We start from the raw sequence: 16400 nt of genomic DNA, 5'->3' as shown, positions 1-16400 counted from the left end.
TGGTGCCGACTATCCGAGTCGAACGGATGACCTACTGATTACAAGTCAGTTGCTCTACCAACTGAGCTAAGTCGGCACTGCTTTAGTACGGGGCAGGATTCTAGAGCAAGGTTTGGGGCGATGCAACAAGAATCTTAAAAAAAATCAAAGTTTCTTGTTTAAATGCTCACATTTACAACAAAAAAGCCAAAAAACACCTATTTGTGTATGAATTCACACCAGTTTCTCAGCCCTTTTAATACCAAGTCATCGACATATACACTTGGCTTTTCAAAGTGAAGTTGTAATAACTCGCCATATCCACCAGCAAAAATCACCTGAATATCGTCAAAATCACTCTTTAATTGCGCTATGCCCGTTTCAACAGCACCTAAGGTAGCAATCAAGGCACCATTCTTAACAGCATTTGGCGTGTTTCGACCAAGCTCTGGCAAAAATAAACTCTCTGAGTCTGAAAATACCTTCTGCGTGTTGCTTACTAAGCTTTCGATCATCATATCTAAACCGGGCAAAATCCATCCACCTAGATGCTCACCAGACCTGGTAACCACATCGACTTTACTCGCTGTGCCCGAATCCACTACCACACAATGTTTTTTTGGATATAAGTAATGGCAGGCAACTACCCCCAACCAACGGTCAATGCCGAGATTTTGAAATTGCGGATAAGCACATTTAACTGTGCCAAGCTGTGCTGTCACATTTGCTTGTAATAAAGGAATGCTGAGCTGCTGTGCTTTAGCCGTTATATTTGCAAGCAGTTTGTCGGGCCCAACTTGCGCAATCGCGATTTCTTTAACTGCGGACCACTTAATATCAGCTTCTTCTATAAGGGTGATCTGGCCATTTACTTCACTGGCAACTTTTAATGCGGTATTACCCACATCGACTAACAATCTCATTCAGTTACTTCCTTACGCAATGAAATCTCACCGCCGTAATAGCTTTTAACTTCACCATCTTGGCGCAGTACAATGCCCCCTTGTGCATCTATGCCTTCACAAATACCGCGCCATTGTCTTTGCCCTGTAGAAAGGCAAACGATTTCTCCGGCAAATGCGTTTAGTGCATTCCACTGCGTGGTCATCTCGGTTAAGCCTGACACCTGATATTGCGCCAATCTTTCATCGAGGGCATAAGTTAAATGTGCCACCAGCTTATCTTTATCTAGTTCATGACTGTGGGAAGCTATGTCTGTCCAAGGTTGATCGATTTGCTGTGATGCCGTTTCAGGCATTTGTAAGTTAATACCTATACCTATCACTAAATGACATGGCCCTTCAACCTGACCATCTAATTCGACCAATACGCCGGCAAGCTTTTTATGGTTAAGATAAATATCGTTGGGCCACTTCAGCGCCACTTCTAAACCATAAAGCGCTTTTAGCGCATCATAGACCGCAATACCTACCGCAATAGACACGCCCATTGCTGCTTGTAGTCCATCATCTAAACGCCAGTAATAACTGTAATACAGGTTTGCACCAAATGGAGATTGCCAAGTACGGCCGCGACGGCCACGCCCTGCTTCTTGCATTTCAGCAACCAGTACTTGCCCTGAATTAATCGACGACTTATTTTGCACACGGCGCATTAATTCTGAGTTGGTTGAATCAATAATAGGCATCACTTCAAGCTGTTTTTGCTGCCCCGACAGCGCTTGGTAATACTGATTTACTGCTGCCTCATCAAGTAAAGGAACACTATGGTTGAGTTTGTAACCTTTACCACTGAGCTTAAAGATGTCGATGCCCATTTCTTGCAACGACTTTATGTGTTTCGATACTGCAGCGCGAGAAATATCTAAGCTTTCACCTAAATGCTGCCCGGACACAAACTCTCCCTTATTAAGGGCTTTTAAAATAGCCAGCTTGTTCCCTTGTGGTCCTTTATAACTCATGCTTGTACACCTTGTAGTTCCACATTGCCATTTGCAGCAATGACACGCACTTCATGCTCTAGTTGCACATTAAACTTTTGCCACACGCTTTGTTGGATATGTTGGATCATGGCTTTAAGCTCTGAGGCTGTACCCGCACCTTGATTTACCAGTACTAATGCTTGTTTGTGGTATACGGCAATACCCCCTAACTCAAAACCCTTGAGCCCGGCTTGTTCAATCAACCAGCCAGCGGCTAATTTAGTCTGCTTAGTATCTACTGGATAATTTGGCATATCAGGATACTGCTTTAACAAAGCTTGTACTTGCTCGCTTCCCACAATGGGGTTTTTGAAAAAACTACCAGCATTGGCCAGCGCTTTCGGATCAGGGAGTTTGCTTTGTCGTATTTCAATCACTTTGTTAAATACCTGCTGTGCAGTGACCGTATTTTTATCAAGCGACTGTAAGGGTCCATAGCTAAGTACAGGCTGCCATTGTTTAGGTAGCTCAAACAGCACTTCAGTAATAATAAACTTATCTTTCAACGCCTGCTTGAATACCGACTCTCGGTAAGCAAAACCACACTCAGCTTGCGTAAGTTCTACAAATTGCGCTTTGGCAATATCATAACCTTTAACCGATTTAATGAACTGCCCGACCTCAACGCCATACGCCCCGATGTTTTGTACTGGAGCCGCCCCCACCGTACCCGGGATCAAGGCCAGATTTTCAAAGCCAAATACGCCTTGTTCAAGTAAATAAATAACCAGTTGATGCCAATTCTCACCTGCGGCAGCACGAACATTCCAAACATCTTGCTGCTCTGTCACTGTTATGCCTTTATTCGCAATTTTTAATACTGTGCCAGCAAAGTCTTCAATAAAGACCGTATTGCTCCCCTCACCCATTACATAGCAAGGCTTGGAAAAATCGAGCTCAGTGAGGTTATCTGGATGTGTAATGGTTATGAGCGCTGCACAGTGGGCTGGTAAAGCAAAAGTATGGAGCGATTGGACTGATGGCACGTTCAACCTAACAAGTAATATAGTAATCGGGCTAGTTTACCCTATGCTCTGCTTGTACGCACCTATGTGATCTTATCCTTAAGCATGATATAAATGCCGCTCGTTTACTCAATCCGTGCAAGGATAAACAATGAAAAAAACTGCTTTAGCCGCAAGCTTAATGCTAGCAGGCTTCTCTCACAGCGCATTGGCAACACAGGCGTTCGACGAACATACCTATGCAAATTTAAAAGATGTAGTCAGTACCCACCTACACTTAGACCTAGACGTTGATTTTGCAGACAAGCAACTGGAAGGCTTTGTAGAGCACACCCTTGATTGGCGCAACGCATCAGCACGCACTTTAGTTCTAGATACACGCGATCTTGAAATAGATAAGGTAATGTACCAAGGTAAAAACGGCCAATGGCATAAAGCAGATTTCACCCTAGCACAACGCAATGGCGTAAAAGGCGCAAAGCTGACCATTCGCTTTAAAGAACAAGCTAAAAAAGCCCGTATTTACTACAACAGCTTACCGCAAGCTTCTGGCCTACAATGGTTAACACCGGTACAAACTGCCAGTAAAACACACCCGTTTATGTACAGTCAGTCACAAGCAATCCATGCGCGTAGCTGGATCCCAGTTCAAGACACACCGGCAATGCGCACAACCTATACTGCCCGTATTCAAACACCAAAAGATGTTCGTGCGGTCATGAGTGCAGATAACTCTGAAGCATTTGTTAAAGACGGTGACTACTGGTTTGATATGCCGCAGGCTATCCCGCCTTACCTCATTGCGATTGGTGCGGGTAACCTCGAATATAAAGAAATGTCACACCAAACAGCTATTTTTGCTGAGCCACAAATTCTTGATGCCTCGGTTGCTGAATTTAATGACACGCAGGCGATGATCGACAAAACCAATGCGATGTACGGTGAATATGCATGGGGTCGTTACGACCTACTGATGCTGCCGCCAAGCTTCCCGTTTGGTGGCATGGAAAACCCACGCCTGTCATTTATCACCCCAACCGTTGTTGCTGGTGACAAGAGCCTAGTTAACCTAATTGCCCACGAACTTGCGCATTCTTGGTCAGGTAACCTTGTAACTAACGCGACGTGGGAAGACTTATGGCTAAATGAAGGTTTCACCTCTTATGTTGAAAACCGCATCATGGAAGAAGTATTTGGCCGCGACCGTGCGGTAATGGAGCAAGCATTAGACGCAGCAGGTCTTCGTGCGCAGCTTAAAAACATCCCTGCACCAGATACACGCCTAAATTTAAAGCTGAATGGTCGCGATCCAGATGATGCGTTCAGCAAAGTTCCCTATATCAAAGGTCAACTCTTCTTAATTTACTTAGAAGAAAAGTATGGCCGTGCACGTTTTGATGAGTTTGTAAAAGGCTACTTTGCAAAGTATTCGTTTAAGTCTCTAACAACTGCAGAGTTTGTTGAATACCTAAACACGCACCTACTAGAAAAGCACCCAGGTATCGTGTCTCTAGAAAAAGCTAAAGAGTGGATCTATGAGCCAGGATTGCCTGCAGATGCACCAAACCCGACTTCCGATGCGTTTAATAAAGTCGATGCAGCAACAGCTGCTTGGTTAAAAGGTGACAAAGACTTGGCGGACTTACCAACGAGCGCTTGGACAGTGCATGAGTGGTTACACTTTTTAAATAACCTGCCGCGAGATTTAAGTCTAGATAAGATGGCGAAGTTAGATGCAGCATTTAACCTAACTAATTCAACCAACGCTGAACGCGCGTTTGCTTGGTATATGTTAGCAGTAGGTAATGGCTATGAGGCCATTTATCCGGCGCTGGATAAGCATTTAACAAGCATTGGCCGCCGTAAGCTTATCGTGCCTTTATATAAGTCGCTTGTAAAACATGGCAAACGCGACTGGGCACAAAAGGTATATAACAATGCACGTCCGGGTTATCACCCGTTAGCGCAAGGTACTGTGGACGCGATTTTTAAATAAACAGACAAAAAATAGCCTCTGTAAAGAGGCTGTTAATTAATAAATATTTTTTAGAAAGCCTTACAATCACAATTAGTCGCTGTTCTACCTAAGTAACCACGACAAGTAAAGCCACCTTCTTGAGACGCTGCGCCAGGATTACCACCAGCAACTTTTGGTGTGAACTCTTTTTCAATTAGTTGTTTGTTAGCATTAAGGTTTTTTAAATTTTTTTTATTTAATGTAAGTTTCATTTTCATTTCCTTGTTTTACTTATAGAAACAAACCAAAAGTAACACCATTTGAATCAAATTAAAACATTTAGTTAACTTCAACCGCTTTCAAAAACGCCTCTCGCTGCTTTTCATCGGCCTGTTGCCACCAATAATGCAACATGAGTTCTGCACTTGGGTGCGTCACCCCTTCAATCTGTTTTCTACTCTTAGGTGCAATCTGTGTTGTAATCGCCATTGGCGTTGCTGCAGTTTGAACAGTTGCTATGACCTCTGCAGGAGCGGTCACTGCTTTTGGTTTTACTTTGACAGCCACTTGCTGAGACTTGTTCGGTGCTACCACATATACACTCGGTGATTTAGCAAACTGCTCCGCTGCATCCGCATCTTTTGCCCTATCAAAAGCAACACGATATTGGCCATCTTGCGTGATATTTACTTCAACCCAAAAAGGCGCCGATGACACGGTTTGATGCTCATCATAATCAAGCTCATATAGATCACTATATTTTATCTGTACTTTGTGAGTACCAATTGGCAAATCAAAGTCGAGTTTCTTACTAAACAAAGAGTGTTCTACTTGCTTGCCATTGACTGTGATTGGGATCAGCTCTTCTGGAAAGCTAAGTGTTGCAGCCTGCGCTGCAAAGTTAAAACTCCCCAACAAAACCGCTAAAATTAAGCCTTTAGTTTGACTCATCACGCACTCCCTCATTGAATTTTTATCATCTAACCGTTTGCAGTTTGACAGTTCATAGATTCTTTGTCATTAGTGTATACATACTAAAATGGTTTTAATAAACCGATAGATAGCAACAACATACTTTTAGGATAAACCATGGCCCAAGCCACCATTTTTGACAAAATTATTAGTAAAGAAATCCCTGCCGATATCATCTATGAAGATGAACACACTGGCTTTTCGAGACATTAATCCGCAGGCCCCCTTTCATGTGTTGGTGATTCCTAAAACGCCCATCGCAACTATCAATGATGTCAATGAAACTAACGCACATTTAATTGGTCAACTCTACGTGGTGGCGGCAAAGTTGGCAAAAGAGCATGGCTTTGCAGAAGATGGTTATCGTGTCGTGATGAATTGTAATGAGCATGGGGGTCAAACTGTGTTTCATGTTCACTTGCACGTACTGGCAGGTTTAGAAATGGGCTGGCCGCCGTTCACAAATAAGAAAAAAGAATTAATTTAAAAAATTCTGCGTTAATAAATGTAAATGAATAAGCTATTAATGCGGCTAACAAAATAATAACATTATCAATTGGTTAAAATTGAAAATGCCAATTAGTCGCATTATTTAACAAAAATGCTTGTATATATAGCAAAATTTTCTATATTTTTAGTAGCAAACTCATACAAAAGGTCTGAGTCGCGTGTTAGCATTAAAGCAATAATTTGAATGAGAGCGTCCATTTAAAATGAGCAGTACCGCCTTTTTACTTTTAGATAAAGAGCCAATTAATACAATTGGCATTAATGTCCTTCAACCTTTACTCAAAACCCAAGGTTTAGAAGTCACTACCGGCACAAACATTACTGAAGTGCCAGAAGATACCAGATTGTTATTCATCGAAACCGCACAAAACGATGCATGGAACAAACTAAAAGAACATTTAGTTAAGCTAAAAGTAAATTGCGATATCGTGCTATTTAATCTAGACGAAAACCCTGAACTTGCAAACCGTGCATTGCTAAGTGGTATTCGCGGTGTGTTTTACACCACAGATAACGCTGATGTACTGATGAAAGGGATCCGTTTACTGATGGAAAACCAACTTTGGTATCGTCGTGACATCATGTGTAACGCCCTTAACCGTATGTTGCAATTCAATAAAGATGCACTTCATAAACTCACTGAAGGCGATATTGAACCGGTTAAGTTGACCAAACGTGAAAAAGCCATCATTTCACTGATGAGTAAAGGTGCTAAGAACAAAGAAATCGCCGAAGATTTAAATATCAGCCCGCATACTGTTAAAACACACCTGTACAGTGCATTCAGAAAGACTAAATGCCGTAACCGAATTGAATTATTGTCTTGGGCGCAACAAAATATCCCAGACGAAATTCGTTAACAAAACAATTCTAAAAAGAGGAAGCCTAGCTTCCTCTTTCTTTACCTGCTCCTAACTTCCCTCTATGCTAGAGCCATTACTTAATAAGTTCGACGCGTATGTTTGATCCCAAAACTCTCTATTTCACCAGTGGCGCTATGATGGCCATGATGACCTTGTTATGTTACTTAACTTGGCGAACCAATAAAAACATACCCGGCACTGCCACTTATACCCTCTACCCGCTGGTACTTTTTCTGGCAACGATGAGCTTTTCACTTCATGGTTATTTAGAGCATTGGCAAACCATAGGCATTGGTAATGCGCTTTTATTTGCCGCATCCATTATTCATGTATTAGCAATCAGCCAATTCTTAGAGCATAAAGGTTGGGAGTTAAAGAGTTTCTTAGCATTTACCTGCGTTTTACTCGTTGCTTTGGGCTACTACAGCATAGTCGATGATAATTTAAGAGCGCGGATCTGGATTTCGGACTTACAGCACATCGCTGAAATTGTGTTACTGCTATCAATGTTTTGGCGATTTGCCCGCCCACGCTACCCCAATGGCACCATCGTATATACCATAGTGCTTGGTTTACTGCTTATCGCTTTTATTGGCCGCTCAATTATGATGGGAGAGGTCACACACCTAACAATTATGAAAGACACTTGGTTCACCACTACCGTATTCATTAATGGCGTGCTCTCTCCAATCTTCTATGCCACTGGTATGGCCCTGCTTTGTAATGAACGACGTGAATTACATCTAAATGCGTTGACTGAAAAAGCACAAAAAGATTTAGAAATACGTGGCTTATTCTTATCTACGGTAAGCCATGAAATTCGTACCCCACTTAACGGTATTCTAGGCAGCGCACAACTGGTATTAAGCCGTACTAAGAGCCCAAAAAATAAAGCTTATTGCGAAGCCATTATAAACTCCGCAGAGTCGCTTAATTTACTCATTGATAAAGTGCTTGATTACGCCAGTTTAGAGCAAAGTGATGAGTCACTCTATGAAGAAGATATCGAGCTCAAGACTTGGTTAAATAATCTCTGCTTGCTGCTCACACCATTAGCAGAACAAAAGCAATTGAAGTTCGAGCTCGACTACGACCTGCCTGAACAGGCTTGTTATTACTGTGACCAACAAAAGCTTCGACAAATTATTATTAACCTCGTCGGCAATGCCATTAAGTTTACCGACGCAGGATCAGTAAAAATTAAAGTCCACCTTGAGCAAGACAGTGCTATGGCACATACCGTCACATTCAGCGTGATCGACTCAGGCCCAGGTATTGAAGATGACGATATTGAAAAGCTGACTCAGCCTTATGTGCAAAGTAGCGCAGGTAAAGTAAAAGGCGGTACTGGTTTGGGACTAGCGATTACCGCACGCTTACTCGAACGTTTAGGTTCGAAGCTTGAAATTGCCAGTCAGTTAAATAAAGGCAGTGTGTTTAGTTTTAGTTTAAACCTTGCTATTGGTGAGCTCAGTCTTGTCCCGCAACGTCTTCATGAAACAGACTGCGTGACTGGGCTTAACATCTTATTAGTCGAAGATTTAGAGTTAAACCAAAAAATTGCCATTGAGTTTATGGCTGAAGATGAGCACAAAGTTAAGCTCGCGACCACAGGGCAGTCAGCACTCGACTTACTCCAGCACCACCAGTTTGATGCTGTGTTGCTCGATATGAATCTACCCGATTTGACCGGTCAAGAAGTACTGAAGTCATTGAAGAAAATAGAACATAAAAATCAGCGAACGCCTTTCCTCGCGTTTACAGCAAGCCTAAGCCCGGATGAAATCAAAGAGTATATGATGCTGGGTATCAAAGACATTGTTGCCAAGCCCATCAAACAAGAGAAGCTACGACAAGCGCTCAGTGATTCACAGACACTGAAAGAGCCTACCATCAGTGTAGAACTGGCTGATGTGCTATACGATGAAACCGCGGCGAGCTCTTTACAGAAAAACTTTAATGAAGATGAAGTGTCTTCTATTTACAATGAGTTTGTACTTTCTGCGCGCAACAAATTAATTAGCATTCAACAGCAATTAGACATAGACAACGACCAATGCATAAAAATGCTGCATCGCCAAGCGAGCACAGCCTTACAATTAGGCTTTAATCGCTATGGGCAAATGCTAAAAACCATAGAGCGTCGTTTACTAGAAGATAAATCTGCCCACGAAGAACTGACCCAAGCCATGGTCTTGTGGCAAGACAGCTTATCGGCATATTTGCAATTCGTTCGCTCCCAAACGCTGAATTAAGGCGTTTTATCGCGCAGAGTCGACACCTTGAAGCAAATTCGTCATGCTAATGACAAGTGTGAATATCACACATATAACAAAACAAAGGGAACCATTATGGCATTACTTAAAACACCACTGGCGCTAGCCGTCAGTTTAGCCGTATTCGGTGCAAGTGCTCCTGCGCTTGCTAATGCTGATAGTAAAGCAACCGATAAGGCCGCTGTAAAAACTGAAGCTAAAAAATCAGACAAGTGGGATGTACTAAACCCACCAGGTGAAAAACAAACCATCACCATCGACACCAACGAAACCACGTGGAGTAACTTAGACGTTAGTCCTGATGGCAAAAACATTATCTTCGATATGTTAGGCGACATTTATGTGATGCCTATCTCAGGTGGTAAAGCAAAAGCAATTACCAATGACAGAGCGTGGAACTTCCAACCGAAATTCTCTCCGGATGGGTCTAAAATTGCGTTTATCTCTGACCGAGAAGGCGCTGAGAACCTATGGGTTATGGATGTGAACGGCGAGAACATGCGTAAAGTGTCTGGCGAATCTCACAACCTACTACATAACCCAGCTTGGTCACCTGATGGTCAATATATTGCGGTTAAACAAGGTCAAGTAACGGGTCGTACTATTCCAGGTGGCTCTATCCGCATGTACCACATTTCAGGTGGTAAAGGCGTAGTTGTACGTGAGCGCCTACATGGTGCGAAGTCACAAAAGAACGTTGCAGAGCCAGCTTTCTCAAAAGATGGTAAAAAAATTTACTACTCAGTTGATGCCACGGCAGGTGTACGCTGGCAATACAATAAAAACGCGCTTGAGTCAGTCTTTGAGATCCGCTCTTGGGATTTAGCAACCGGTGAAGAAGAAACTGTGATCCGTGGCTCAGGTGGTGCAATTCGCCCAACGCCAAGCCCAGATGGTAAATCGATTGCGTTTGTAAAACGTATCGAGAACGGCAAAGAGATGCAAAGCGCTTTGTATATCAAAGATCTTAAATCAGGTATCGAAACTGAAATCTTTGCAGGCCTAGACCGTGACCTACAAGAAGCAAACGGTGCACAAGGTAATACCCCAGCATTCGCATACACGCCAGATGGTAAAGCATTAGTGTTCTGGTCAGGTGGTGTATTCCACAAAGTAGACATTGCTAGCAAACAAGCACAAGTGATCCCAACGCGTGTTGTGGCTGAAAAGCAAATCACGCCAGCGCTGAAGTTTGCAGTAGAGGTTGCTCCTGACACATTCAAAGTGAAACTGGCACGTTGGTCACAAATTTCTCCAGACGGTAAAACAGCCCTATTCCAAGCACTAGGTCACCTTTACACCAAAGACATCGCGTCAGGTAAAGTAAAGCGCGTGACTAAGCAAAACGATCATTTTGAGTTCTATCCTAGTTTCTCTCGTGATGGCAAATATATTGTCTATACAAGCTGGGATGACCAAGATTTAGGCGCGGTTCGCGTGGTATCTGCAAAAGGTGGCAAAGGCAAAGTGATCACACAAGAGCCTGGTCACTACATCAACCCAAGCTTCTCACCAGATGGTAAAAAAGTACTTTACCGTAAAGTAACCGGTGGTTACTTACTCAGTGGTGACTGGTCAATGGAACCGGGCATTTACTTAACCAGCGTTAAAGGCGGAGAAGCAAAGCGCATCATCAAACGTGGTGACAATCCACACTTTGGCGCTGACAGCGATCGCATCTTCTTCAATGTTGCAAGTAGCGAAACTAGCCGTGAACTTAAATCAGTAGATTTAAACGGTCAGCAAGAGCGCTCACACTTCAAAGGTGAGTACATCTTTGATTACCGCGTATCACCAAACGGCAAATACGTAGCCTTCATTGAAAACTTCAATACCTTTGTAGCGCCATTCACAAGCACAGGTAAAACGCTATCAATTAACAAGGGCACTAAATCATTCCCTGTTAAGCAAGTGTCTAAGTACTCTGGTGACTTCTTAAACTGGAAAGCTGACAGCAGCGCATTAACTTGGGCGTTTGGTCCTAACCTTTATCAGCGCAAGCTAACTGATACATTTGCGTTCTTAGAAGGCGCAGCAGATGATGTCAGCGAGCTAACGGCTGAAGGCATCGACTTAAGCTTTGAGAAAAAAGCGGATAAGCCAGAAGGCGTACTAGCCCTAGTTGGCGGTAAAGTCGTCACCATGCGTAACGCAGACCAAGAACAAGAAATCATCGAAGACGGTGTGGTCCTTATCGAAGACAACCGTATTATCGCAGTAGGTACGCGCAGCGATGTGAACATTCCTAGCAAAGCAAAAGTCATGGATATCTCAGGTAAGACTGTGATCCCAGGCCTTGTTGATGCACACGCACACGGCAGCTATGGTAGCCGCAACTTACAGCCTGAGCAGAACTGGAACCAGTTCTCAAACGTGAGCTTTGGTGTCACAACCATCCATGACCCATCGAACGATTCAAACGAAGTGTTCTCAATGGCTGAGCTTCAGCGTGCTGGTCTAACCGTTGCTCCTCGTATTTACTCTGTAGGTCGTATTTTATACGCAGGTAATGCACCGGGTTATAAAACGCCGATCAACAATCTTGAAGACGCACAGTTCCACGTTAAGCGCCTGAAAGATGCGGGGGCTATTTCTGTTAAAAGCTACAACCACCCTCGTCGTGACACACGCCAGCAAGTGCTAGAAGCAGCGAAAGAAATGGAAATCATGGTGGTGCCTGAAGGCGGTTCTAAGTTCCAACAGAACATGAATATGATCATCGATGGTCACACAGGTCTTGAGCACGCGCTACCAATTCCAAACATCTACTCAGACGTGGTACAAATGTGGAGCCAAACCAAAGCGGGCTTTACACCAACGTTTAACGTCGCTTACGGTGGTATTAAAGGGGAAGATTACTTCTACGACAAAACAGAAGTATGGAAAAACGAGCGCTTAAAAGCATTCGTACCTGACTATATTCTAAACCCACGCTCAATTCGTCGCCCTACCGCACCAGAGCACCACTATAACCACATCAATGCCGCTAAGTCTGCGAAGCAGTTACGCGATAAAGGCGTGACAGTTCACATTGGTGCACACGGTCAGCGTGAAGGTTTAGGTGCGCATTGGGAGTTATGGTCAATGGCACAAGGTGGCTTCACAGCATGGGAAGCGCTACGTAGTGGTACAATTGATGGTGCTAAATACCTAGCGCTAGACAATGACATAGGTACCATTGAAAAAGGCAAATTAGCTGACTTAGTGATCATCGACGGGGACGTTCTAAACGATATTCGTCAGTCAGAAAAAGTCGCTTACACAGTACTTAATGGCCGTATCTATGATGCTGCAACGATGAACGAAGTAGGTAACTACAATCGTAAGCGTCAGCCATTCTTCTTCGAAAACGGTAGCAAAGCGCCTATGCACTCAGCAACCGAAGCCTACATGGAAGAAAAAGCACATAAGTATCACTGGAAACATTAATAGCCAAGCTCAGGTTAATTGTTACAGTTTGATGTAGTGTAAAAACTTCAAAAGGCCGCAAATCAGCGGCCTTTTTTATATTCATAAAAAAATCACCTAAATTTGCAACAAAATCGGGCGATAAGTGTAGACGCAACTAATAATTGTTCTAAACTTTGCACCTATATTAGTCACCATCTCAAGTAAGATATAATCTTAAAAAGGAATGCGCTATGACCAGCCCATTGACGTCTTTCCGCTCATTGAATTTGAGCAGAAAACTCATCGCCGCGTTTTTAACTGTGGCCCTTGTTCCCATCGTTGTAATTATTTCAATTGCGCTTTTTAAAGCGTCTTCAGCGTTAGAGCAACAAGCTTACTCACAACTCGCTGCTGTGGGAGAAATAAAGAAAAGTGCGGTCAGACGCCATTTTGAAAACGTAAAAGATAACCTTTATGCGTTAACCATTAACCCAAAAACAGCCGAAGCAAGCCAACAATTTATCGACGGCTTCAATCAAATTGATGGGTTAGCCAGTAAACCTCAGAGCTTACAACGCTATTACCAGCAAGACTTTAATAACAAATTTAAAGCTGAAAACCCAAACCAAGCTATGCCCGGCGAGATCATTAATGGTTTAAATGCACAAGCACTGGAGTTACAAGCCAGATATATTTCTGATAACCCTAACCCTCTTGGTGAAAAAATTAAGTTAGTTAGTACAGGTCATCAAGATGGTTATGATTTGGCACACCAAAAATTTCACCCTTTCTTTTCTGAAATAGCCGATATTTACGACTTGTACGATATTTTCATCGTCGATAATCAATCAGGAAACATCGTTTATTCAGTATACAAAGAGCTCGATTACGCCACCTCTTTAACAAGCGGACCTTATTCGAACAGCAATATCGCGGTGGTATTTAATCAAGCCAAAGATTTATTTAGCCAATCCGAATTTGCATTTGTTGACTACCAGCAATATGTGCCGTCTTATAATGCACCCGCGAGCTTTATTGCAGCGCCAATTATTTATGATGGAGCGCCGCAGTCGACCCTGATCTTCCAACTATCGATTGATGCTCTAAATAAAATCATGACTGAGCGAGAAGGCTTAGGCGAAACCGGTGAAACTTACTTAGTCGGACCTGAAGGCCTAATGCGCTCAGACTCTTATTTAGATCCAGAAAATCACTCTGTGATTAATTCATTTAAATATCCAAATAAAGGTAGCGTAAAAACCGAAGCATTCCGTTTGGCCATGTCGGGCCAAGAAGGTGAAAAAGTCATTACTGATTACAACGGCCAACCTGTGCTGTCAGCTTATCGTCAGCTCAATGTACTTGGGTATAATTGGGCTCTATTGGCTGAGATCGATGAGAAAGAAGCCTTTGCAGCAGTGATCATGTTGCGTAACTTGTTATTACTTATTTTGGTTATTTCCATCGCCTTGATAATTGCTGTTGCAGTATTCTTCGCACGCTCACTGACTCGACCTGTACATGATTTAATGGCCACGATGCGCCGCGTTGAAAAAGAAGGTGACTTTTCACTTCGTGCACCGATTTCATCAAAAGATGAAATCGGCCGTTGCGCATTAGCATTCAACTCACTGTTAGAAGCGCTGCAAACTTCAATTAGCGCATCGAACCGCGTGCTCAATGAAATGGCTGATGGTAAATTCCATGACCGTATCAAGGTTGAATGTAAAGGTGAATTAAACACCCTTAAGCAAGCAACTAATAACTGTGCAAATAGTTTAGACGTGGCGATTGGTGAGATTAATCATGTCATCAGCGCTATGTCTCAAGGTCAATTCGACAAGCAATTACAAGCGCCAATGTCAGGGGATCTTGCGCACCTTAAAGACAACATTAATTGTTCATTAAACTCGCTCGATAACACCATGAATGCCATTGTAGAGACCATGGCCAATGTCGCGAAAGGCAACTTTACCGACACCATTCAAGTTGAAGCACAAGGTAAGCTAAACGAGTTAAAGGTTAGCGTGAATGATTCCGTGAAAAGCATCAATGGTGCTGTTGCTGAGATTAATATGGTGATGGGCGCTATTCGTCAGGGTGATTTCTCTAAGCGTGTTAACTTACCACTTCAGGGTCAACTTGAAGCATTGAAAGACGATATCAATTTCAGCGTTGCTAACTTGGCTGAAATCATTAGTGATATCAGCAATGTCATGGCAGCTGTGAATAAGGGTGACTTCAAACATATCGTTGAATGTAACGCTGAAGGTGAGCTTGGCCAACTTAAACAAGATATTAATGCCTCGATTAACAGCCTAGATAAAGCAATGGGCGAGATTTCAGCGGTCATGATGGCAATTAGCCACGGCCGTTTCGACCGCACCATTGAATCACCAATGACAGGCCAGCTCAACACCCTGAAGCAAGACATCAATCGCTCAGTATTAACTCTGGACCAAGTTATTCAAGAGCTTGCAAGTGTCATGGCGGCAATGTCTGAGGGTGACTTCACACAGAAGATTGAGTCAGACTTACAAGGCCAGCTACTTCAACTTAAAGAAGACATTAATGGCTCAACCGATACCATTTCTGATGCCATCAATGAAGTGACAGAAGTGCTTAGCGCAGTGGCACAGGGTAATTTAACACACTCAATTAATAGTGATTACCAAGGGGTATTCTTAACCCTGAAGCATGATGTGAATAGCACCATTGCAAAACTTACAGAGGTGATCCAAGGCATTCAAATTGCTGCAAATCAAGTGTCACAAAGTGCCGGCGAAATCGCCAATAGTAATACAGAGATCAGCTCACGTACCGAAGAACAAGCAGCCAACCTTGAAGAAGCCAGCGCCAGCACCAGCAATATGTTGGATGAAATTGGCCAAGTTGCCGACCAATCAGGTGTCGCTGTGCAACTCGCTGAAAGCGCTGAAGCCATTGCTAAAGAAGGTGGCTCACTATCGCACGATACAGTATTGGCGATTGACGAAGTTAACACGGCGAGCAAAGACATCAATGAAATTGTGTCTGTGATCGACGGCATTGCGTTCCAAACGAATTTACTTGCACTTAACGCTGCGGTAGAAGCGGCACGCGCCGGTGATAATGGTCGTGGTTTTGCTGTTGTCGCTAATGAAGTTCGTGAATTGGCTGGTCGAAGCGCATCTTCGGCTCGACAGATCAAAGACATCATCGCCAACTCGAATGCCAAAGTTGAACAAGGTACAGAGCTTGCCAACAGTTCAGGCCAAAAGCTTGAGCAAATTGTTGGTGCAGTTGCACAAGTGAATCACTCGATTGTGAAAATCAACCAATCGACTATGACTCAGCAGCAGGCTATTCGAGAAGTTGATACGGTGGTACAGCGCCTTACTCATCTTATTCAGGAAAACTCGGCCATTACCGAAGAAACCATGGCTGCTGCGAAGCAAATGGCTGACCAAGCACATAATATGCGTCGCTCATTGGAGTATTTCAATTTAGGTGAAAGTGAGTATACCGAGCCAACTTTGCTGGTACATCAATACAACCGATAACCCC

General features: G+C 43.2%; 10 protein-coding genes, 1 tRNA gene and 1 pseudogene. 6 read left to right on the top strand and 6 right to left on the bottom strand.

Features of this window, described 5'->3' with window-relative positions; translation table 11 throughout:
• The 4 genes from AC1HJP_RS18655 to murB all read right to left on the bottom strand — a co-directional run bounded on the left by AC1HJP_RS18655 (position 1) and on the right by murB (position 2907).
• Positions 1-76: transfer RNA gene (locus tag AC1HJP_RS18655), tRNA-Thr, on the bottom strand.
• A 121-nt stretch (positions 77-197) separates the two neighbouring features.
• Positions 198-902 (bottom strand): type III pantothenate kinase, encoded by a 705-nt coding sequence (locus tag AC1HJP_RS18650; RefSeq protein WP_480363070.1) that lies wholly within the window; start codon positions 900-902, stop codon positions 198-200.
• Positions 899-1900 (bottom strand): bifunctional biotin--[acetyl-CoA-carboxylase] ligase/biotin operon repressor BirA, encoded by a 1002-nt coding sequence (gene birA, locus AC1HJP_RS18645; RefSeq protein ID WP_480363069.1) that lies wholly within the window; start codon positions 1898-1900, stop codon positions 899-901. Before birA ends, AC1HJP_RS18650 begins: the two co-directional genes overlap by 4 nt.
• The gene (murB, locus tag AC1HJP_RS18640; protein ID WP_480363068.1) at positions 1897-2907 is read right to left on the bottom strand and encodes a UDP-N-acetylmuramate dehydrogenase; all 1011 of its coding nucleotides are present in this window, start codon (positions 2905-2907) and stop codon (positions 1897-1899) included. The genes birA and murB overlap by 4 nt, the downstream gene beginning before the upstream one ends.
• 130 nt (positions 2908-3037) lie before the next feature.
• Between murB and AC1HJP_RS18635 the strand changes: the two genes are divergently transcribed.
• Positions 3038-4882: a M1 family metallopeptidase gene (locus AC1HJP_RS18635; RefSeq protein ID WP_480363067.1), complete on the top strand. Its 1845-nt coding sequence runs from the start codon at positions 3038-3040 to the stop codon at positions 4880-4882.
• Between the two features lie 50 nt (positions 4883-4932).
• Here AC1HJP_RS18635 and AC1HJP_RS18630 read toward each other — a convergent pair whose 3' ends face one another.
• Both AC1HJP_RS18630 and AC1HJP_RS18625 read right to left on the bottom strand, forming a co-directional pair.
• Positions 4933-5115, bottom strand: a complete 183-nt coding sequence (locus AC1HJP_RS18630; protein WP_138480025.1) for a hypothetical protein — start codon at positions 5113-5115, stop codon at positions 4933-4935.
• 67 nt (positions 5116-5182) lie between these two features.
• The gene (locus AC1HJP_RS18625; protein ID WP_480363066.1) at positions 5183-5794 is read right to left on the bottom strand and encodes a DUF2057 family protein; all 612 of its coding nucleotides are present in this window, start codon (positions 5792-5794) and stop codon (positions 5183-5185) included.
• A 138-nt stretch (positions 5795-5932) separates the two neighbouring features.
• Here AC1HJP_RS18625 and AC1HJP_RS18620 point away from each other — a divergent pair.
• From AC1HJP_RS18620 to AC1HJP_RS18600, 5 genes and pseudogenes are all read left to right on the top strand, one after another.
• Positions 5933-6302, top strand: a pseudogene (locus AC1HJP_RS18620) (histidine triad nucleotide-binding protein).
• 226 nt (positions 6303-6528) lie between these two features.
• The gene (locus AC1HJP_RS18615; protein WP_480363065.1) at positions 6529-7185 is read left to right on the top strand and encodes a helix-turn-helix transcriptional regulator; all 657 of its coding nucleotides are present in this window, start codon (positions 6529-6531) and stop codon (positions 7183-7185) included.
• Between the two features lie 98 nt (positions 7186-7283).
• Positions 7284-9443, top strand: a complete 2160-nt coding sequence (locus tag AC1HJP_RS18610) for an ATP-binding protein (protein ID WP_480363064.1) — start codon at positions 7284-7286, stop codon at positions 9441-9443.
• 96 nt (positions 9444-9539) lie between these two features.
• A complete protein-coding gene (locus AC1HJP_RS18605; protein ID WP_480363063.1) occupies positions 9540-12893 on the top strand; it encodes an amidohydrolase family protein in 3354 nt (1117 codons plus the stop codon).
• Between the two features lie 212 nt (positions 12894-13105).
• Positions 13106-16396 (top strand): methyl-accepting chemotaxis protein, encoded by a 3291-nt coding sequence (locus AC1HJP_RS18600; protein WP_480363062.1) that lies wholly within the window; start codon positions 13106-13108, stop codon positions 16394-16396.
• The last annotated feature ends 4 nt before the right edge of the window (positions 16397-16400 follow it).

Source organism: Pseudoalteromonas sp. NFXS53 (assembly GCF_056629255.1).
Note: the sequence above shows the minus strand (reverse complement) of the source record. Positions and strands in the feature narration are given on the sequence as shown.